We start from the raw sequence: 20,038 nt of genomic DNA on the forward strand, positions 1-20,038 counted from the left end.
GGGCATAACCGTGCTCACCGCCTGCACCGCCGCGCACGCGGCAACGCGCGTGACGACGCGCCCGAGGGCCTCTCGCCGAACAGCCCGAACAGCCCTTCGCCCCGGGTCCGGACCTCATCGGGTACCGGCCGGGGTGAAGGGCTGTCGTGTGCGGTCTTTCTCCATGGGGCTGCGCCGGCCGTCAGCCTCTCTTCTCGGCCCGTCGGCGCAGCCAGAACACACCACCGATCACAGCCGAGGCAGCCACCAGTCCGCCGCCGATGGCCATGTCGGGGGCGGTCGCACCGGAGAGGCTGCCACCGAGGCCGCCGGCCACCGGTCCCGGGAGCCCGTTGTTATCGCGGTTACCACCGGACCCGAGTCCGTTGCCATCGCGGTCACCACCGAAACCGAGTCCGTTGCCACCGAACCTGTTGCCATGGCCGATGACAGCGAGCTCGTTCTCGCCGTTGTCATCGAAGGTCGTGCCCCCGCACCGTGCGCGGACGCCGTACAGGCCGGGCTTGGCGTCCCGGTTGATGTTGACGGAGGCAACCGCGGTGTTACCGCTGCCGGGACGCAGCCGGGTGGTCTGAAAGGCGCCCGACTCGACCCTGCTGCCTGCGAGCTGGCACGCGACACCCGCCACGTTGCCCTGGACGGTGACGATCACATTGTGCTGGCCCGGCCGTACGACACTGGGCGCCACGGAGATGTTGTCCCCGAAGCCGCCGTCGCCGCCAAGCCCGTTGCCCGGGAACCCTGGGAACCCGTCGCCGCCAAGCCCGTTGCCCGGGAACCCTGGGAACCCGTTACCGCCGAGCCCGTTGCCCGGGAATCCGCCGCGGCCGTTGTCCCTGCCGTTGCCGTTGCCGCCCAGGCCGAGATTGCCGTTGGGGCCGAAGCCGTTTCCGTTACCACCAAAGCCGTTATTGCCGAACCCGTTGCCATCAAAGCCGTTATTGCCGTTGCCACCGAAACCATCGCCGTTGCGGTTGCCATTGCCACCAGGGCCACCGCCGTCGCGGTCGCCGTTGCCACCAGGGCCACCGCCGTTGCGGTTGCCGTTGCCGTTGCCGTTGCCACCAGGGCCATCGCCACCGATGCCGTTGCGGGAGCCGTTGCCGTTGTTCGGTTCGTCCCCGGCCACGGCCGACGGTGCAGCGAGCCCGAGCGCGACGACCGCGGCGGCTGAGACCGCCAGGGCGCGTGTAGTACGCATGTGAGTCCTCCGGGGAAGGCGCCCCGGGGAACCTTCCCCAGGAAGATCGGCAAGAACGCCCTCCAGACCGACCCTCAGACGCCCAGCTCAGAGCCGCATTTCGAGACTCGTCCGTCCTGGTGAGGAGACACGCCGGTGGAATTGCGATCAACCTGATATTGCCGCAGGTCACGCACCGTCAGAAATTTCCGGCCGACTGCGACTCGGATGGCGCAGAAGATTTTCGCCGCCACCCGTTCGCCTTTCCCCGGTCGCCGGTCGCGTGCGGCCGACTTAACGTTCACGTACACGCAACGGACGCGGCGGGCCCAGCCGTGCCTGGGGGCACCTCCCAGAGCCTTGAGGCACTGGAGGAGGGCCGCCGTGTCAAGAGGGGATGAGAATGCCTTCGTTTCAGCTGGCCGAAGAGGAGGAGGTGAGACGGAGGAAGCGCGCGCCGTGGGGCGTTATCGCGCTTGTTCTGCTGACCGGCCTCGCTTTGATGCGGAATGGCTCAGGGGAATTCAACGAGGGTCCTCCGCAGCCCGCCGCCGCGGCGGCCGCGGACGGCCGCGCCTCCACCGGGACGACCCTGCCCAAGGGGACACGCGATCCGCTGCCGTTCTCGATGGTGGAGCGGGTGCGGCTCCCCGCGATCAATGTCGACGCACCCGTCACGGCCGTGGGGCTCGACTCCGAAGGCTGGGTGCAGGCACCGCCACCTGAGGACTCGAATCTCGCCGGTTGGTTCACCGGTGCCGTGGCCCCCGGCGAGAAGGGAACCGCCGTGATCGTCGGCCACGTGGACAACAGCAAGGGCCCGGCCGTCTTCTACGGGCTCGGCTCGCTCAAGAAGGGAAACCGCGTCGAGGTCAAGCGTGCGGACCAGAAGACTGCGGTTTTCGAGATCTACGGCGTCGAGGTGTTCTCGAAGACCAACTTCCCCGGACAGCGCGTCTACGGGAACACCGGACAGGCCGAACTGCGCGTGATCACCTGCGGTGGCGGATTCACCAAGCAGTTCGGGTACGACGGCAACGTCGTGGTTTTCGCCCGCCTGGTCGAAGTTCGCTGAACGTTCCGGCCGGGCGGGCGAAAGCCCGCTTTTTTGTGCCCTGTGCCCCGCCTTCCTGCCCCGCTGTACTGCTCCGCTTTCGTACCCGCTCAGACGCGCCTTCTCTGCGGCACGGTGATGCGGTAGCCCTCGTCCAGCAGGTCCGGGAGATAACTCCGCAGCGCCGCGACGCTCTGGGAACGGTCGCCGCCCGCGTCGTGCGAGAGCACGACCACGCCGGGCGCCGCGCCGTCGATGACACGGGTGACGATGGTGCCGGTGCCCGGGGTGGTCCAGTCGAGGGTGTCGACGGTCCAGGCGAGGGGCTCCATTCCGAGTTCGGCGCCGAGTTGGAAGGCCGTACGGTTCCAGGCCCCGTAAGGAGCGCGGAACCAGAGCGGCCGCTCGCCCACCGTGTCCTCGATGAGATCGCTGGTTCTCTCCATCTCGTCGCGCACCCCCGACCGCGAGAGTGACGTGAGCAGCGGGTGGGACCACGTGTGGTTGCCGATCACATGCCCGTCGTCGACGATCCGGCGCAGCAGATCCTTGTTGCCGGCGGCCATCCCGCCGCAGACGAAGAACATCGCTCGCACGTCGTGTTTGCGGAGGGTGCTCAGGATTCCGGGCGTGTAGCGCGGGTCGGGGCCGTCGTCGAAGGTGAGCACCATCCTGCGGCCGATGCCGGACAGCCGCAGGATCGGCGCCCGCCGCACCGGTGTGCGGAGGGGGGCCCTGCGTGGCGGGCCGTAGCCGGTGAGGGGCTGGAGCCGGTAGGTGGACGCCTTGACAGGACGGCGGGCCGGGGGTCCGGCGGCGCCGGTCGCCGCCGGCGCTCCCGGGGCGGGGGCGGGTTTGCGCGGGGCGCCCCGGATGACGGTCGGCTCCACGGTGAAGAGGCCGGCTTGGCCGGCAGCCGCCAGGGCGACGGCACCTGCCAGCAACGCCCGGCGCCGCGAGAGCATCTGATCCTTATTCATGACTAATTGGTCACCCGCCCGGCGGCCGCTGCCGCCGATCAGTACCGGTACGGGCGAACGGGAGCACTCATTGGGGCCAGCGCCACCTGCCGGCCGCTGGACGCCCTCCCCCGGCCCGCCCGGCAGGACGGGCGCTACGACGCCTGCGCGCCGGCAGCGCGGCCGCTGCCGCCGCTGACCCTCATCTGACCCGCACCAGGCCCACGACCTGCGAGTTCCGCTAGCCTCGCGACTGTGACCGATCAGCAGCCGACACAGTTCGAGCGGGGCACGGACGGCCCCAAGGTGATCGTGGCGGGGGTCGACGGCTCCGACTCCTCGCTGCGTGCGGCGGCGTACGCGGCAGGTCTGGCCCGCCGGCAGCGAGCGCTTCTCGCCATCGTCTATGTGCAGCCCGTGATGGCCACGGGCGCCGCGCTCGGTGTCCCGGTGGCGGAGACGACCGACGAGATCGCCGAGGGGCTCATCACCGAGATCCGCGAGGCCGCCGAGCGGGTGAAGGACATATTCGAGGTGCGCTGGGAGTTCCATACCTTCCGCGGAGACCCGTACAACGGCCTGGTCAGCGCCGCGGACGAGCTCAAGGCGGACGCCGTGGTGGTCGGCGCCTCGGAGCAGGCGGGTCACCGCATCATCGGTTCCGTGGCGGTACGTCTGGTGAAGGCGGGGCGGTGGCCTGTGACGGTGGTTCCGTAAGGGAAAAGCGGGAACCCCTCCTACGTGTGAGGGGCGTGGCACTTTCCGTCACCCCTTCTCCTGGACCGTTCCGACCGGCCCGTCAGTCGGCTGTCGTCCGCGAAGAGGTGAGGCTCATGGCTCGGTTCCGCATGGGTGAGGGCGTGCTGCGCCGCAAACCCATCGAACACATCGAGGAGGCCGACGCGGGCCTCGAGAGCGAGAGACTCACTCGCACGCTGGGCCTGTGGCAGCTGACCGCGATCGGGGTGGGCGGCATCATCGGCGCCGGCATCTTCACGCTCGCGGGCACGGTCGCCAACGGCACGGCAGGCCCGGCCGTGCTCGTGTCCTTCCTCGTAGCCGGTGTCGCGAGCGCCGCCGCAGCGCTGTCGTACGCGGAGTTCGCGGGCCTCATCCCCCGGGCGGGATCGGCGTACACGTACGGCTATGCGGTGCTCGGCGAGCTCGCGGGATGGTTCATCGGCTGGGACCTGCTCCTTGAGTACACCGCGATCGTCGCGGTGGTCGCGATCGGCATCTCGGGCTACTTCAGCTTTCTGCTGGGCGAGACCGGAGTGGACCTTCCGGCCTGGATGCTGGGCGCGCCCGGCACCGGAGAGGGACACCGGGTCGATCTGTTCGCCGCGTTGCTGTGTCTGCTGATCGCGTATCTGCTGAATCTCGGCATCAAGAACGCCGCACGGTTCGAGACGTCCGTGGTGGTCCTCAAGGTGCTGGTCGTGCTGCTGGTGATCGGTGTCGGGGTGTTCCATATCAACACCGCCAACTACAGCCCGTTCTTCCCGTACGGGCTCGGTGGTGCCTTCACCGGTGCGGCGACGGTGTTCTTCGCGGTCTTCGGGTACGACGCCATGTCGACCGCCGCCGAGGAGTCCAAGGACGCGCAGCGCCACATGCCGAAGGCCATCATCTACTCGCTCGCGATCTCGATGGTGCTGTACGTGGCGGCCTGCCTCGTGCTGACCGGTATGCAGCACTACACGGAGATCGACAAGGAGAGCGGGTTCTCCACCGCCTTCAAGTCGGTCGGTCTCACCGGGCTCGCGGACATCATCGCGGTCGGCGCGATCATCGGCATCCTCACCGTGATGTTCACGTTCATGCTGGGCGTCACGCGCGTGTGGTTCGCGATGAGCCGCGACGGGCTGCTGCCCAAGTGGTTCGCGAAGACGCATCCGACGCGGCATGTGCCCACGCGCGTGACATGGATCGTCGGTTTCGCGTCGGCCGCCATCGCCGGGTTCCTGCCGATCGGCGAGGCGGCCGAACTGACGAACATCGGGATCCTGCTGGCGTTCGTGGTGGTGTGTACCGCGGTGATCGTGCTGCGCTACCGGAGGCCGGACCTGCCGCGCACGTTCCGCACTCCGTTGATGCCCTTCGTGCCCGCCCTCGGAATCGTGTTCTCCATCTGGCTGATCACGTTCCTGCAGTCGCAGACCTGGTTGCGGTTCGCCGTGTGGTTCGCGGTCGGTCTCGTCATCTACTTCGGGTACTCGTACCGCAAGTCGGAGATGGCGAAGGCCGAGCCGGTGCCTGGCGGCGGTACGGCGCCGTAGCCGACCGGGCTACTCCGCCATGACCAGTCCGTCCTCGGCCGCCCCTCGGCTGAGGACGATCCGGCGGATCCGGTCGCGTACGTCCGCGAGACCAGGGTCCGTGGCGGCGCCGAGATGGACGACCCGGCCGGTGTCGGGGTCGAACCACTGCGGGATGAACTCGGCCTTGTCCACCGTCCACCGGCCGCCGGGCCGGGCTGGCGGCGCGAAGGTGAAGCGGGCGATGCTGCTCTGGTTGCCGCGGGGGTCGTGCGCGCCGCCGTGGTTGTACATGTGGCCGGCGACCTGGTCTCCCATGCCGTAGACGATCCAGGTGCCGTTGACCTTCTCGTACGCCTGGGGGATGTGCGCGTGCGTGCCGAGGATCAGGTCGATGTCCGGGCGACTGCCGGTCTTCGACGCCGTGAGCTGCCGCCCGAGCGACAGCTGGCGCCGGTCGGGCTCGTCCTGCCACTCCGTGCCCCAGTGCAACGAGACCACCACCACGTCGGCTCCCGCCCGGCGGGCGGCACGGGCGCCCGCGACGATGGTGCCGCGGTCGATGAGATCGACGGCCCACGGCTTGCCTGCGGGCCGCGGGATGCCGTTGGTTCCGTACGTGTACGCGAGGTGCGCGACCTTGGCCGTGCCCGCACGCAGCCATGCCGGTCCCTTCGCCTCGGCGGCCGTGCGGGCCGAGCCGGCGTGCTCGACGCCCGCCGCGTCGAGGGCGTCCAGGGTGCGGCGGATGCCGTCGATGCCGGCGTCGAGGGTGTGGTTGGAGGCGGTGGAGCAGGCGTCGTAGCCGGTCTCGGCGAGGCCTTCGGCCACCTCGGGCGGCGACTTGAACATGGGGTAGCCGCTGTAGTGGCCGTCCGCGCCGTAGACCGTCTCCATGTGGCAGATCGCGAGGTCGGCCTTGGCGACGACGGGCCTGACGGCGGCGAGCATGGGCCGGAAGTCGTGGCCGGTGCCGCCCGCGTCGGTGTGCGCGCGGCGGATGACGGAGGCATGCGGCAGGACGTCCCCGGAGGCGACGAGAGTGAAGCCGTGCTCCGCGCGGCCGCCGGCGCCCGCGGCGGGCGGGAGCGGGTGCTGCTGCAGGGTCCGGCGCGGCGGAGCCGCGTCCGGCGGCGGGTCTGCCGCCGTGCAGCCCCCGGCGGTTCCGATCAGCAGCACCGCCCCGGCCGTCGTATCCCGGCACATGCGTCGTGTGCGCTGTGTCATCGCGGCCCGGCCTCCACCTCAAGGGGATGTTTCCTACGTAAGTTCATGTACGAGGCAAACAGGGTCAATTACCCATACCGACTCAGTACCTGAAACGGGGCTGCTTCCCACACCACGGATGAGCCCGGCCGGGCCGCACCGGTGGACCGTTCACCGCACCGCTCGTCGACCGCATCGACCGCCCGTCGCAGAGCCGTGTCCGTGATCTGTCCGTACGCGGCGTGCTGCGCTGCCATACGCCCATGACCGGCACGACCACAATGACGAGGACGACCGGCGAGCGGGAACTGGCCGAGCTGCAGCGCGAGCACGGCGGACCCCTCTTCGCCCTGCTGCTGAGGCTCTCCGACGGGGACCGGCAACGTGCCGAGGACCTCGTGCAGGAGACGTTCGTCCGCGCCTGGCAGCACCCCGAGGCGCTGCGCGCCGACGACTACGACTCCGTACGCCCCTGGCTGTTCACGGTCGGCAGGCGGCTCGCCATCGACGCGCGCCGGGCCCAGCAGGCCCGGCCCGCCGAGGTCGGGGACGCCGTCCTGGAGAACGCCCGCGTGTGCGCCGATCACGCGGAGCGGGCGGCTGCCACGCTGGACGTGCGGGAGGCTGTGAAGACTCTCACTCCGGAACACCGGGCGGTTCTGTTGCAGGTGTACTTCCGCGGGGCGAGTGTGGCGGAAGCCGCCGAAGCCCTGGGGATTCCGCCCGGTACTGTGAAGTCCCGTGCGTACTACGCGCTGCGCGCACTGCGCCGGGTTCTGCCGGAATATGCAACCGACCTGCAATGAAACGGCAGGCCGGGTCAAACCTCTGTAAAGCGCCTTGCTCGGAGCCCCGGTTGAGTAATCGGCTGTCCTCATCCGTGTTCCGGAATGAGGGCTCGGGGCCCGAGACGCGCATGGACCGGAGGAGGCAGAACAGGATGCTGCACAGAAGCAAGGGCAGTGCCGGCGGCACCGGCGGTGGCGAACTGACCGTGCCGATGGCCTGGTTGTACGCCGAGTACATCGCGGACGAACTGCTGCGCACCGGCGATCTCATGCCGCCCACGTCCTTCGAGTTCCGTGCCGGGCGCGACGCCCTGGCGCTGACGATCTTCCTTTCCGACACGGGCGGGGAGCTGCCCGGTATCCGGGTGGTCACCCAGCTGGAGACCTGGCTGTCCCTGACGGCGCACGACCAGCCGTGGCACGAGTGGGTGCGCGAGCACATGGACCGGCTGACGGCACAGGTGCGGGAGACCGGCGACCCCGCGCCCGATCTGGAGCTGGCGGTCGCGGCGTGGCGCTGGCTCGAGGAGACCGAGTTGCTGGCGCCCGACCTGGACGCCGTCCCCGGCGGCGGGACCGTCCCCGGCGAGGACGACGCGCCCAAGGTGTGGACACCGGCCTGGCAGCTGGGGCTGCCGCTGGGGCATCTGGCGATCCACCTGTTCTGAACTGTCCTGTGTCCTCTCCCGTGCCCTCCGGCATCCCCCTCACGCCGGGTCGTGCTCGGGCGGTGACGAGTGCACGCCCGCGCGGTACTTGGGGATCCGTACCGTGATCTTCATGCCCGCGCCCACGCCGGTCTCGATGACAAGCCCGTAGTCGTCGCCGAAGACCTGACGCAGCCGTTCGTCCACGTTCGACAGCCCGATACCGGCCGAAGGGCCGCCCTCGCCGCGCAGGATCCGCCGCAGCGCCTCCGGCTCCATGCCGACCCCGTCGTCCTCGATGACGACCTCCGCCTCCGCCCCCGCGTCCTGGGCGCTGATCGTGATGCGGCTGCGCGTGACGGCGCCCTCCAGGCCGTGCTTGACGGCGTTCTCCACCAGCGGCTGCAGGCACAGGAACGGCAGCGAAACCGGCAGCACCTCGGGTGCGATCTGCAGCGTGACCGCGAGCCGCTCGCCGAAGCGGGCCCGTACCAGCGCCAGGTACTGGTCGATGGAGTGCAGCTCGTCGGCGAGCGTCGTGAACTCGCCGTGCCGCCGGAACGAGTAACGGGTGAAGTCGGCGAACTCCAGCAGCAGTTCGCGGGCCCGTTCGGGGTCGGTGCGGACGAACGACGCGATGGCCGCGAGCGAGTTGAAGATGAAGTGCGGCGATATCTGTGCGCGCAGCGCCTTGATCTCGGCCTCGATCACGCGGGTGCGGGACCGGTCGAGCTCGGCCAGCTCCAGCTGGACGGAGACCCAGCGGGCCACCTCGTCGGCGGCCCTGGCCAGTACGGCGGAGTCGCGGGGCGCGTACGCGACGAGGGCGCCGAGCACCCGCTGGTCCACGACGATCGGTGCGGCCACGGCCCAGCGCAGCGGGCAGTCGACGTCGTCGCATCCGCAGTCGAAGGCGGCGCTGCGGCCGGTGGGGAGCAGCCCGGCGAGCCGCTCCATGACCAGCTTTGCGTGGTGTTCGCCGGCGCCGTCCCAGGCCAGCACCGTGGACCGGTTGGTGAGGCACAGCGCGTCGGTGCCCAGCAGCGTGCGCAGTCGCCGGGCCGACTTGCGGGCCGTGTCCTCCGTCAGGCCCGCGCGCAGCGGGGGCGCCGCGAGTGACGCGGTGTGCAGGGTCTCGAAGGTGGCGTGCTCGACGGGCGAGCCGACGTCGCTGCGCCCGGCGGGATGGGCCGTGCGACGCCCGAGCAGGAACCCTCCGGCGAGCAGCAGTGGGCAGAGCGCGAGCAGCACGGCGGCTGCGGTCCCGGTCACCGTCCCTCCCGGGCGCTCGTGCTACCGGGGAAGCTCAGGCCGCTGGGGGTGCTCTTGGTGCCGGGCGGGCTCGTGCTGCCGCCCTCCGCCGCCGCGGCCGTCTGGCGGACGGTCAGCGACTCCGGCAGGTGCAGCCGCGTCATCGTGGCGCTGGTGTGCGGCGGGATGCTGCCCGGCGTCGCGAGGGAGACCAGGATCATGGCCAGGAAGCCGACGGGCACCGACCACACGGCGGGCCAGGCGAGCAGGGTGTGCAGCCAGCCGGACCGCACCACCTCGGCGAACGTGAGCGTCACCGCGGCGAGGGCCGAGCCGCCGCCGAGGAGCAGTCCGGCGAGCGCGCCGGGCGGGGTGAGCCGCCGCCACCAGATGCCGAGCACGAGCAGCGGGCAGAACGAGGACGCGGACACCGCGAACGCCATCCCGACCGCGTCCGCCACCGGCACCGCACTGACCAGCAGCGTCCCGCCGAGCGGCACGGTCATCGCCAGGACGGTCGCCAGCCGGAAGTGCCGTACGCCGCGCGCGGGCAGCACATCCTGGCTGAGCACCCCCGCCACGGCCATGGTGAGACCCGACGCGGTCGACAGGAACGCCGCGAACGCCCCGCCCGCGACGAGCGCGCCCAGCAGGTCGCCGCCGAGCCCGCCGACGGCCCGCCCCGGCAGCAGCAGGACGGCGGCGTCCGCGTCCGGGGTATGGGTGAGCTCGGGCGCGTACAGCCGGCCGAGCCAGCCGTACAGCGGGGGCAGCAGATAGAAGAACCCGATCAGGGCGAGCACGAAGACGGTGGTGCGGCGGGCGGCGCGCCCGTTGGGACTGGTGTAGAAGCGCACCACGACATGCGGCAGTCCCATGGTGCCCAGGAACGTGGCGACGATCAGGCCGTACGTCGCGTACAGCGGGTGGTCCGCGCGGCTGGTGGCGATCGGCTGCCCGGCGCCCGCACCGGAGGCCGGCAGGTCCGGTACCGCCGGGAACGCGGGCGGCGCACCGCCGTCGCGGTGCCAGGCGAGCAGCAGGAAGAAGGCCGGGACCAGCAGCGCGGTGAGCTTGAGCCAGTACTGGAAGGCCTGCACGAAGGTGATGCTGCGCATGCCGCCTGCGGCGACGGCGAGCACCACGACAGCCGCGACGAGCGCCCCGCCGAGCCAGCGCGGCGCGCCGGTGAGGATCTGCAGCGTGAGCCCCGCGCCCTGGAGCTGGGGCACGAGATACAGCCAGCCCACGCCCACCACGAGGACGCTGACGACGGTGCGCACCTGACGCGACTCGAGTCGTCCCTCGGCGAAGTCGGGCAGGGTGTAGGCCCCGGAGCGGCGCAGCGGGGCGGCCACGAAGACGAGCAGGACGAGGTACCCGGCGGTGTAGCCGACGGGGTACCAGAGCATGTCCGGGCCGTACACCAGGACCAGTCCGGCGACGCCCAGGAAGGACGCGGCGGAGAGGTACTCGCCGCTGATCGCGGCCGCGTTCAGGGACGGGCCCACGGTGCGCGACGCGACGTAGAAGTCGGATGTCGTGCGGGAGATGCGCAGCCCGAAGCCGCCGATGAGGACGGTGACGAGGACGACGGCTGCGACCGCCGGTATCGCATAGGCCTCGTTCACGGCGTCCCCGGGGGATCGGTGCCGCGGACGAGGCGGGCGAAGTCGCGTTCGTTGCGCTCGGCCCGCCGCACGTACCACCAGGCGATGAGGACGAGCAGCGGATAGCAGCCGAAGCCGAGGACCACCCAGACGACGGTGGCGTTGCGCAGGGCGGCGAAGAACAGCGGCAGGGTGACGACGGGCAGGGCGAGCACGGCGAACGCGGCGATCCCGGCGCGCAGCTGGCTGCGCATGAGGGAGCGGACGTAGGCCGCGCCGAGCGTCGTCTGCTCGTCGATCTCCCACTGGGTACGGTGCCGAGGCAGCCGGTGCACCCTGCGGGGCTCGCCCGTCACGACCTCGCGGCGGGGTGCTGGCTCAGCGCTGGCGGACACGGCGTGGAGTGTAGGCAGCGCTCCGGCCTCTACGGAAGGGGCAGCTCAGACCAGGTCACTGACGGCCGTCAGAAGCCGCCTGGGGGCTGCCGCGCCCGGTGCGGGGAAGCCGGCCTGCCTCCGCCCGGTGGTCAGGAACCCGCCTGCCGCATCAGCAGCTCGCGCACCCGGCTCGCGTGCCGCCGGCTGACGGCGAGGACGGCCTCGCCGATCCGGACGCTCATGCCGCCCCCGTCGAGCCGCAGTTCGTCGATACGGTGCAGTGCGACGAGGTGCCGCCTGTGTATCCGTACGAAACCGTGCGGCTGCCAGCGTTCCTCGAGCGTGGAGAGCGGGATGCGGACGAGGTGGCTGCCGTCGCCGGTGTGCAGACGTGCGTAGTCGCCCTGTGCCTCGGCGTACGTGATGTCGGCGATGTTCACAAGGCGGGTGACGCCGCCGAGTTCGACCGGGATGCGGTCGGCGGACCGCTCGATGGCGGGGGGCCGGGCGACCGCGGCCTGTTCGGCGACCCGGCGCACCGCCTCCGCGAGGCGCTCCCTGCGGACGGGCTTGAGGACGTAGTCGACGGCCTTGAGATCGAACGCCTGTACGGCGAAGTCCTCGTGGGCGGTGACGAACACGATCAGCGGGGGCCGCGCGAAGCCCGCGATGAGGCGCGCGACGTCGAGCCCGGTGAGACCGGCCATCTGGATGTCGAGGAACAGCACGTCGATCGCGTCGCCGCCGTCGGGGCCCGCGTCGAGGGCGCGGCCGATCCGGCGCAGCGCGTCGGTCGCGTCGGTGGCACCCTCCGCGCTGCGCACCCGCGGGTCGGCCCGCAGCAGGTAGAGCAGCTCGGCGAGCGCGGGTTCCTCGTCGTCGACGGCCAGTACGCGCAGCATGCGGCTGGAGTCTAGGTGGTCACTCGGGCGGGGCCAATCCGGCCGGCGCGTGAGTGATTCGGCGACCTGCTGCGTACGGGAGGACGAACAACCCCGTCACGGACGAACAAGGCCGCCACGGGCGAGCAGCACCGCCCCCGGCCATCGGGGCCGTGACCCCCTGACCCAGCACCACCGGCACGAGGATTCGGCATGAGGTCCCTTGAACGCCATCGCGACGCGGGCGCCTACGCGCTGGGCGTCCTGGATGCGACGGACGCCTTCCGCTTCGAGGAGCATCTCATGGAGTGCCCCGGTTGTGTGGCACAAGTGAGTGAATTCGGCCCTGCCGTACGGCAGTTGATGCTCTACGCGAGGTCGACGCCGCGCGGCGTCGCACCGCTGGCGGTGCCACGCGCACGGCTCCTGGACCGGCTGCTTGCCGAGGTGGCGGTGGCCCGCCGGGTGCGGCGCCGGCGGGGGCTGTGCGCGGTGGCCGCAGCGGTGGTACTCGCCGTGGCGGGACCTGCGACGGCGATCGTCGCCGGGTCCGTCGCGGATACGGCACGGGTGAGCGCACGCGACGGACGGACCGGTGTGGCGGCGACGCTGACGACTCAGAACCACACCTGGGGAACGCAGGTCGGTCTGGCGGTGTGGGATGCGGTCGGCCCGCGGGTGTGCGAACTGGTGGCCGTCGGCACGGACGGCACGGAACAGAAAGTGACGAGCTGGACCGCCACGGGCGGGACCGACACGCCGATGACACCGGAGGCGGGCACGGCCCTGCACCCGGACGAGATCGACCACTTCGAGATACGCACGGCGGATGGAGAGCTGTTGGTCGATTTCAGCCGGTCCGGCGCTTGAGGACGAGCCCGTTAGGGCGATAGGGGGTCTGGGGCGCAGCCCCAGCGGGGTCCAGGGGCTGGCCCCTGGTTACGGGAAGGGGCGGGGTGGGGAAAAGTCAGCCGTTCACTTCAGCAGCCGCGACATCCTCCGATCCGCCAGCGGCTTACCGCCCGTCTGGCACGTCGCGCAGTACTGCAGCGACGAGTCGCTGAACGACACCTCGCGAACGGTGTCGCCGCACACCGGGCACGGCTCGCCGGTACGCCCATGCACCCGCAGCCCACTCTTCTTCTCAGCCTTCAACCGCCCCGCGGCAAGCCCGCGCGACCGTTCGACGGCCTCGGCGAGCGTGGTGCGCAGCGCCTCGTAGAGCCGATGGGTCTCCTCGTCCGTCAAGCTGGACGCGAGCTTGAACGGCGACATCTTCGCGACGTGCAGGATCTCGTCGCTGTAGGCGTTGCCGACCCCGGCGATCAGGCTCTGGTCGCGCAGGGCCCCCTTGAGCTGCCGCCGTTCGCCCTCGAGGAGCTTGGCGAAGCGCTGCTCGTCGAAGTCCGCGGCGAGCGGGTCGGGACCGAGCCGGGCGACGCCGGGGACCTCGGACGGATCGCGGACGACGTATACGGCGAGCCGCTTCTGCGTCCCGGCCTCGGTCAGGTCGAACCCCTCCCCCGTCTCCAGCGCGACACGCAGGGCCAGCGGGCCTTTCCCGGGGCGCGGAGGGCCGTCGGGGAGGCGGTCCTTCCACTGCAGCCAGCCGGCGCGGGCGAGATGGACGACGAAGTGGAGCCCGTCCGCGTCGACGTCCAGGAACTTGCCGCGCCGGGCCACGGCCGTGACGGCGCGTCCTTCGAGGGCGCTGAGCGGAGGGTCGTACGTCTTGAGGACGCTCACCGCGACGGGCAGCACCCGCACGATCTCGCGCCCGGCGAGATGGTCGGTGAGGAAGTCCTTGAGCGCTTCGACCTCGGGGAGTTCCGGCATGGAACCAGAGTGCCACCCGGCGCCTCTGCCGGGCAGGCGCGGCAAGGCGGCGAAGAGGAATCAGGTGCGGGCCGGCACGATGAACTCGCACCACACGAGCTTGCCGCCGCCGCGTGCCTCCACGCCCCACACGTCGGTGAGGCGGTCCACGAGGAAGAGGCCGCGCCCGGACAGACCGTTGGTACCGGCCTCGCGGCGGTGCGGCAGGGCACTGGTGGAGTCCTCCACCTCGACGCGCAGCCGTCGTTCGGATCCGCTGAGGACCCGCAGGGTGACGATCGCGGCGCCCTCGGTGTGCACGAGCGAGTTGGTGATCAGCTCGCCGGCGATGAGTTCGATGTCGTCGGCGCGGTCGTGGGCGCCCCAGGCCCGTACCGCCGCGCGGATCATGTGCCGGGACTCGGCGAGCGCCTCCGGGTCGCCCAGCGGGACGTGCTGCTGGAGGCGTCCGCCGGACTGCGGGGCGTCCGTGCTGCGCCGGCGCAGGAGCAGAAGGGCGACGTCGTCCTCGCCGTTGCGCTCGTCGACTGCCCCGCACAGCAGATCGGCGAGGTCCGAGAGGTCGGCGGGACCGGAGCGGACGAGATCCGCGAGCGCCAGCATGCCGTCGTCGAGATCGGCGCCCGGCTGTTCGACGAGGCCGTCGGTGCAGAGGAGGAGCGTCTGACCGGGGTCCAGCTCCACGGTCGTCACGGGGTATTCCAGCTGCCCGAAGTCGGCGGAGAGGCCGAGCGGCAGCCCGCCATCGACGGGCAGCCGGCGGCAGCTGCCGTCGGGCTGCCGCACCACGGGGTCGAGATGTCCGGCCCGGACCAGCTGGACGACGCCCGTGGTCAGGTCGGCGTCCGCGTAGAGGCAGGTGGCCATGCGTTCGGTGTCGAGTTCGTTCAGGAAGACGGAGGCGCGGGCCATGACCGTGGGCGGGGTGTGGCCCTCGGCGGCATAGGCGCGCAGCACGATGCGCAGCTGGCCCATCACGGCGGCGGCGTGGGCGTCATGGCCCTGGACGTCGCCGATGACGGCTCCGACCCGGCCGCCCGGCAGCGGGATCACGTCGTACCAGTCGCCGCCGATGTCCCTGCCGAGCGCGGCGGAGCGGTAGCGGACCGCGATGTCGGCGCCCTGAACGCCCGGGATGGTGCGCGGCAGCATGGCCTGCTGAAGGCTCTTGGCGACGTCCTTCTCCTGCTCGTAGAACATGGCGCGCTGCAGGCTCTGCGCGATGCTGCTGCCGAGCGCGACGAGGACGTTGCGCTCCTCGTCCGTGAAGCCCGACTTGTCCTGGTAGAGCAGGCCGAGCGCACCGATGGGCCTGGCCTGTGCGATGAGCGGCAGATACGCGGCGGCCGTGATGCCGAGATGCGTGATGTGCGGCCACAGGATCGGGTACGAGGTCGCGAACTCCTCCGGCGACTCGATGAACCGCGGCGCCATCGTGCGGACGACCTCGCTCATCGGGTAGGGCTCGTCGATGCGCGTGATGCGCGTGCCGGTGACGTAGCTGTCCTTGGGGCCCTCGGCGACGAGCCGGATCCGCCCGGACTCGACCAGGCCCATGACCAGGCTGGTCGCGCCGAGGTGGGTGAGGCCGTGGCTGTCCTGGAGTACGTCGATGACGTCCTGCACGGTGCGTGCGTGAGCGAGCGCGGCGGTCGTGCTCTGCACGATGCTGGTCTGTCGGCGACGTGCCACTTCCTCGTCGGCGAGAATCCGCCGTGCCGTGATGTCGCTCAGCTCCTGCGTGGCGTCACGGACGACGCCCACGATGCGTCTCGGGCGGCCCGAAGGGTCACGCCGGATGCAGCCCTGGGTGTGGGTCCAGCGCATGGAGCCGTCGCGGCAGCGGACGCGGAAGTACGCGCCGTAGTCCTCGCTTCCGTCCTTGAGGGCATGGGAGACGGTCTCGTCCAGACGGTGGGCCTCGAACGGAGGGACGCGGACGGCGAGGGACTCGGGCCGGCCGTCGTATTCGCCGGGGAGCAGGTCGAAGACGTCGAGGGCGTGTGCGTCCATGTGCATGAGACCGCTGCCCAGGTCCCAGTCGAAGCAGCCTGTGCGGTTGAGAGCGAGGATAGGGTCCGGGTCTGCAGGCCAGTCGTCCGGGAGTGACAGGCCACCCGCTCCGCGGTCAGCCATGGTGCCACCTTGCCACCACTCGGCTGAATCTTCGACTTCTCGGTGCACTGCCTGAGCGGGTGCTCAGCTGTCGACGGTGGCCGGTCGGTCCGGGCGGCGCTCCGGTCGGCCGTCCGGTCGGCTCTCGGGCAGCGCGTCCATCCGGTCCTCGGGCAGGAGAGGCTCGAGGGGGACCACGCCACCGTCCGGCACGTCCTGGGTGCCCCGGGCGGGGGGCGGCTCGGGCCGGGGCTCCAGCTCGGTCGGGCCGTCCGGCAGATCCTCCGGGGGCGATGCGGTGTCGTCATCCGGAGAGGGGCGGTCCGTGTCGGGCGGGGACTCCTCCGGGGAGCCCGTCGGAGGACTGGGCGGGGAGGGCGGCGATGCGGGCGGGGAGCCCGTCGGCGATGAGGTGTCGTCGGGGCTCGGCGTGGTGGGACTCGGTGTCTCCGGGCGGGGGGTGGTGGTCGGGCTGGGGCTCTCCGGGCTCGGAGTGGTGGGGCTGGGGCTCTCCGGGCTCGGAGTGGTGGGGCTGGGGGTGCCCGGGCTGCGGGTGGCGGGCGGCGGGACGGTGCGGTCGCGGTCGCCGTCGTCCCCGGCCTTCCGCTCGATCCATGTGTTGTTGACGATGTTCACGATCGTGATGTTGACGATGATCTTGGGTGCGGGGGTCACGACCACGACCTGCGCCGGCCGGTAGCCCTGCCACCGTTGCCCCTTCACGACGGGGTCGGTCCGCGTCGCGACCGGCGGCTTGAGCGGATTGCCGCAGGCGCAGCGCACGCGCGGCAGGCCGCGGTCGTCGACGAGGACGGCGGTGCCGGCCTGGAGGACGGCCTGGAAGCCGTTGGCCTGTCCGTCGCGGAAGCCGTGGTTGGTGACGCGGGTGTCGGTCCGCAGCACGACGGGGGTCAGGCCACGCAGATACGTGGCGACGTCGGCCTGGGCGACGCCCACCACCCGGGCGAAGGCGCGGGCCTTGGCCTGGTCGGTGGTGAGGAAGCGGACCTGCTTCTCGACGTCACAGCTGCTCTCGGAGAGCGTGCCGCCGTACAGCCCAGGCGTGGAGCCGTCGACGGACCGGAGCCCCTCCACATCGGCCGTCGCGGTGCCGGAGGGTGTGGGCGGCTCCGGCGAGCGGGTGGCGGGCGACGGCGTCGGGGTGGACGTGGCGGTGGAGTCGGTGAACGGGTCGGGCCCCGCTTCCGCCACGGGCTGAAGACGGAGTTCGTCCTCACCGTCCACGGCTCTCGCGCTGCCGGTGGCCGTGCAGCCGGTGAGGCCTGCTCCGCCGGCGACGAGCAGGGCCGCGGATATCGCGAAGGCCGCGGCATGGCTCCTGATGGGTGAGCGCACCGTGTTGTCCCGCCTCTCGCTCGCGCAATTTGTCACCCATTGTCTGTTTCACCCCCAGTCATCTCGCAAGCCGAACGAGTCAGCCCTGCACGCGTCGGCGCCAACCGTGAAACCGAAGAACACCCCAACCATCACGTGAGAAACCCATACGGCGAGCAACCAGGTCCGCGAGAGCCGCGCCGGTTCAGGCGCAAAAATAGGGTTCGTGGAGTGGTTCACCGCACCCGACTACTGGCTGAGCCGGCTGATCTTCCAGCGGGCCCTCGCCGCCGTGTATCTGGTCGCGTTCCTGACCGCCGCCCTCCAGTTCCGCCCCCTGCTCGGAGAGCGCGGCATGCTGCCGGTGCCCCGCTATGTGGCGCGGGTGCCGTTCCGCGACGCGCCGAGCGTGTTCCAACTGCACTATTCCGACAGGTTCTTCGCGCTCTGCTCGTGGTCGGGGTGCCTGCTCGCGGCCGCTCTGCTGGCCGGCGTCGACGGCCTCCTCCCCCTGTGGGCCGCGATGCTGCTGTGGCTGGTCCCCTGGCTGCTGTATCTGTCGATCGTCAACGTCGGCCAGACCTGGTACGGCTTCGGCTGGGAGTCCCTGCTCCTCGAGATCGGCTTCCTCGCCGTGTTCCTCGGCAACGACCGCACGGCCCCGCCCGTCCTGGTGCTGTTCCTGCTGCGGTGGGTGCTGTTCCGCGTCGAGTTCGGCGCCGGGCTGATCAAGCTGCGCGGGGACCCCTGCTGGCGGAAGCTGACCTGCCTGGACTACCACCATGAGACCCAGCCGATGCCGGGCCCGCTGAGCTGGTTCTTCCACCATCTCCCGAAGCCCCTGCACAAGGTCGAGGTGGCGGCGAACCACTTCACCCAACTCGTCGTGCCCGTGCTCCTGTTCACCCCGCAGCCGATCGCATCGGCGGCGGCCTGCCTGATGATCCTCACCCAGCTGTGGCTGGTGCTGTCGGGCAATTTCTCCTGGCTGAACTGGATCACGATCGTCGTGGCCCTGTCCGCCGTGGACTTCTCCCCCGTCGCCGCGCCCCCGGTCCTGCCTCCCGCCCCACTCTGGTACGAGATCGTCGTGCTCGCCGTCACGGCTCTGGTGCTGGTCCTCAGCTACCGCCCCACGCGCAATCTGATCTCGCGCGGGCAGATCATGAACTACTCCTTCGACCCGTTCCATCTCGTCAACACCTACGGCGCCTTCGGCAGCATCAACCGCATCCGGCAGGAGGTGGTGATCGAGGGCACGGCGGACGAGGTGCCGCGAGAGGACTCCGACTGGCGGGAGTACGAGTTCAAGGGCAAGCCGGGCGATCCCCGTCGCTGGCCGCGCCAGTACGCGCCGTACCATCTGCGGCTCGACTGGATGATGTGGTTCGCCGGTATCTCCCCCGGGTACGCAGGATCCTGGTTCGGGCCGCTGGTGGAGCGGCTGCTGGAGAACGACCGGGACACGCTGCGGCTGCTGCGCCGCTCGCCGTTCCCGCCGGACAGCCCGCCGCGGTACATCCGGGCCCGCCTGTACCAGTACCGCTTCACGACGTGGCAGGAGCTGCGCGCGACGGGTGCGTGCTGGCATCGCACGTACATCCGTGAGTTCCTGCCGCCGACGCGGCTCGACGTGGTGGCTCAGGGCGGTAGAGCTCACAGGCGGTAGAGCCCACACCGAGGTCAGAGGCAGTAGACGCGGGTGGCGGTCCCCGCGAAGACCTCGGCTCGCTCGTCCGCGCCGAGCGTCCCGGTCAGCGCATCGGCCGCACGGGTGACCTCGGCGTACGAGGCGGCGAGGGTGCAGACGGGCCAGTCCGAGCCGAACATCAGCCGCTCGGGCCCGAAGGCGTCCAGCACGGTGTCCGCGTAGGGCCTCAGGTCCTCGACCGTCCAGGCCCGCCAGTCCGCCTCGGTCACCATCCCGGAGAGCTTGCAGACGGTGTTCGGGAGCGCCGCGAGGGCACGCACATGGCTCGCCCAGGGTTCGAGCTCCCCCGAGGCGATGGGCGGTTTGCCGAGGTGGTCGAGGACGACGGTGAGACCGGGGTGGTCGGCGGCCGCCTTGACGCAGGCGGGCAGCTGGTGGGGCAGGACCACGAGGTCGTAGACGAGACCCGCCTCGGCGACCGCGGCCAGACCCCGGCGTACGTCGGGGCGCAGCAGCCACTCCGGGTCCGGCTCGCCCTGGACCTGGTGCCGGATTCCGGCCAGGTACCGCCCGCCCCGGAGTTCCCGCAGGGCGGCGAGCGCCTCGGCGACATCGGGACGGGTGAGGTCGGTCCAGCCGACGACTCCGGCGATGAGAGCGCTCTCCGCCGCGAGCGCCAGGAACTCCGGGGTCTCCTCGGCGACAGTGATCGTCTGTACCAGGACGGTGGCCTGGACGCCGAGCGGGCGCGCTTGCGGTTCGAGATCAGGCACGCCGAAGTCGCGCCGGAGCGGGGCCAGGTCCGGTCCGGTGATCCAGTCCTGGTCCCGTACCGACAGGTCCCACACGTGGTGGTGAGCGTCGACGATCGGATCCGTCACGGTTCCCCC

Annotated in this window: 18 protein-coding genes; 7 read left to right on the forward strand and 11 right to left on the reverse strand. The window is 71.0% G+C overall.

The features are described from left to right. Positions 1–181: 181 nt before the first annotated feature. A complete protein-coding gene (locus tag ACSMXV_RS07465; protein WP_473176924.1) occupies positions 182–1,201 on the reverse strand; it encodes a hypothetical protein in 1,020 nt (339 codons plus the stop codon). A gap of 382 nt (positions 1,202–1,583) precedes the next feature. Here ACSMXV_RS07465 and ACSMXV_RS07470 point away from each other — a divergent pair, with 382 nt between their 5' ends. Next, a complete protein-coding gene (locus tag ACSMXV_RS07470) occupies positions 1,584–2,255 on the forward strand; it encodes a class F sortase (RefSeq protein ID WP_473176925.1) in 672 nt (223 codons plus the stop codon). 89 nt (positions 2,256–2,344) lie between these two features. Here ACSMXV_RS07470 and ACSMXV_RS07475 read toward each other — a convergent pair whose 3' ends face one another. Then, complete coding sequence (locus tag ACSMXV_RS07475; RefSeq protein ID WP_473176926.1) at positions 2,345–3,214, reverse strand: polysaccharide deacetylase family protein; 870 nt, start codon at positions 3,212–3,214, stop codon at positions 2,345–2,347. Positions 3,215–3,448: 234 nt separating this feature from the next. Between ACSMXV_RS07475 and ACSMXV_RS07480 the strand changes: the two genes are divergently transcribed. Continuing rightward, positions 3,449–3,910, forward strand: a complete 462-nt coding sequence (locus tag ACSMXV_RS07480; RefSeq protein WP_473176927.1) for a universal stress protein — start codon at positions 3,449–3,451, stop codon at positions 3,908–3,910. 116 nt (positions 3,911–4,026) lie between these two features. Continuing rightward, positions 4,027–5,472, forward strand: coding sequence for an amino acid permease (locus ACSMXV_RS07485; RefSeq protein WP_473176928.1), 1,446 nt, complete (start codon positions 4,027–4,029; stop codon positions 5,470–5,472). A gap of 9 nt (positions 5,473–5,481) precedes the next feature. On the opposite strand, the gene ACSMXV_RS07490 is transcribed toward ACSMXV_RS07485, so the two are convergent. After that, positions 5,482–6,678 carry a CapA family protein gene (locus tag ACSMXV_RS07490; protein ID WP_473176929.1) on the reverse strand — a complete coding sequence of 399 codons (1,197 nt, stop codon included), beginning with the start codon at positions 6,676–6,678 and terminating at the stop codon, positions 5,482–5,484. Between the two features lie 242 nt (positions 6,679–6,920). On the opposite strand from ACSMXV_RS07490, the gene ACSMXV_RS07495 reads away from it, so the two are divergent. Both ACSMXV_RS07495 and ACSMXV_RS07500 read left to right on the forward strand, forming a co-directional pair. Further along, positions 6,921–7,463, forward strand: coding sequence for a sigma-70 family RNA polymerase sigma factor (locus tag ACSMXV_RS07495; protein WP_473176930.1), 543 nt, complete (start codon positions 6,921–6,923; stop codon positions 7,461–7,463). 134 nt (positions 7,464–7,597) lie between these two features. Further along, on the forward strand, positions 7,598–8,113 hold the full coding sequence (locus ACSMXV_RS07500) for a hypothetical protein (protein WP_473176931.1): 516 nt from the start codon (positions 7,598–7,600) through the stop codon (positions 8,111–8,113). Positions 8,114–8,152: 39 nt separating this feature from the next. Here the strand turns inward: ACSMXV_RS07500 and ACSMXV_RS07505 are convergent, their stop codons facing one another. From ACSMXV_RS07505 to ACSMXV_RS07520, 4 genes are all read right to left on the reverse strand, one after another. Next, entirely contained in the window at positions 8,153–9,364 is a 1,212-nt protein-coding gene (locus tag ACSMXV_RS07505) for a sensor histidine kinase (RefSeq protein ID WP_473176932.1), read from the reverse strand. Beyond that, positions 9,361–10,974, reverse strand: coding sequence for a sodium/solute symporter (locus ACSMXV_RS07510; protein WP_473176933.1), 1,614 nt, complete (start codon positions 10,972–10,974; stop codon positions 9,361–9,363). Before ACSMXV_RS07510 ends, ACSMXV_RS07505 begins: the two co-directional genes overlap by 4 nt. Next, entirely contained in the window at positions 10,971–11,309 is a 339-nt protein-coding gene (locus ACSMXV_RS07515) for a hypothetical protein (RefSeq protein WP_181658044.1), read from the reverse strand. Before ACSMXV_RS07515 ends, ACSMXV_RS07510 begins: the two co-directional genes overlap by 4 nt. 170 nt (positions 11,310–11,479) lie before the next feature. After that, complete coding sequence (locus tag ACSMXV_RS07520) at positions 11,480–12,232, reverse strand: LytR/AlgR family response regulator transcription factor (RefSeq protein ID WP_473176934.1); 753 nt, start codon at positions 12,230–12,232, stop codon at positions 11,480–11,482. Between the two features lie 192 nt (positions 12,233–12,424). On the opposite strand from ACSMXV_RS07520, the gene ACSMXV_RS07525 reads away from it, so the two are divergent. Beyond that, a complete protein-coding gene (locus tag ACSMXV_RS07525; RefSeq protein ID WP_473176935.1) occupies positions 12,425–13,081 on the forward strand; it encodes a zf-HC2 domain-containing protein in 657 nt (218 codons plus the stop codon). A 105-nt stretch (positions 13,082–13,186) separates the two neighbouring features. Here the strand turns inward: ACSMXV_RS07525 and ACSMXV_RS07530 are convergent, their stop codons facing one another. The 3 genes from ACSMXV_RS07530 to ACSMXV_RS07540 form a co-directional block, all read right to left on the reverse strand. Next, positions 13,187–14,047: an Fpg/Nei family DNA glycosylase gene (locus ACSMXV_RS07530; RefSeq protein WP_473176936.1), complete on the reverse strand. Its 861-nt coding sequence runs from the start codon at positions 14,045–14,047 to the stop codon at positions 13,187–13,189. A 60-nt stretch (positions 14,048–14,107) separates the two neighbouring features. Beyond that, positions 14,108–16,183 carry a SpoIIE family protein phosphatase gene (locus tag ACSMXV_RS07535; protein WP_473176937.1) on the reverse strand — a complete coding sequence of 692 codons (2,076 nt, stop codon included), beginning with the start codon at positions 16,181–16,183 and terminating at the stop codon, positions 14,108–14,110. A 63-nt stretch (positions 16,184–16,246) separates the two neighbouring features. After that, positions 16,247–17,518, reverse strand: a complete 1,272-nt coding sequence (locus tag ACSMXV_RS07540) for a DUF6777 domain-containing protein (RefSeq protein WP_473176938.1) — start codon at positions 17,516–17,518, stop codon at positions 16,247–16,249. A 205-nt stretch (positions 17,519–17,723) separates the two neighbouring features. On the opposite strand from ACSMXV_RS07540, the gene ACSMXV_RS07545 reads away from it, so the two are divergent. Further along, positions 17,724–19,166: a lipase maturation factor family protein gene (locus ACSMXV_RS07545; RefSeq protein WP_473176939.1), complete on the forward strand. Its 1,443-nt coding sequence runs from the start codon at positions 17,724–17,726 to the stop codon at positions 19,164–19,166. 14 nt (positions 19,167–19,180) lie between these two features. On the opposite strand, the gene ACSMXV_RS07550 is transcribed toward ACSMXV_RS07545, so the two are convergent. After that, positions 19,181–20,029, reverse strand: a complete 849-nt coding sequence (locus ACSMXV_RS07550; RefSeq protein WP_473176940.1) for an amidohydrolase family protein — start codon at positions 20,027–20,029, stop codon at positions 19,181–19,183. Positions 20,030–20,038 lie beyond the last annotated feature (9 nt).

The organism is Streptomyces sp. DSM 42067, assembly GCF_055792885.1.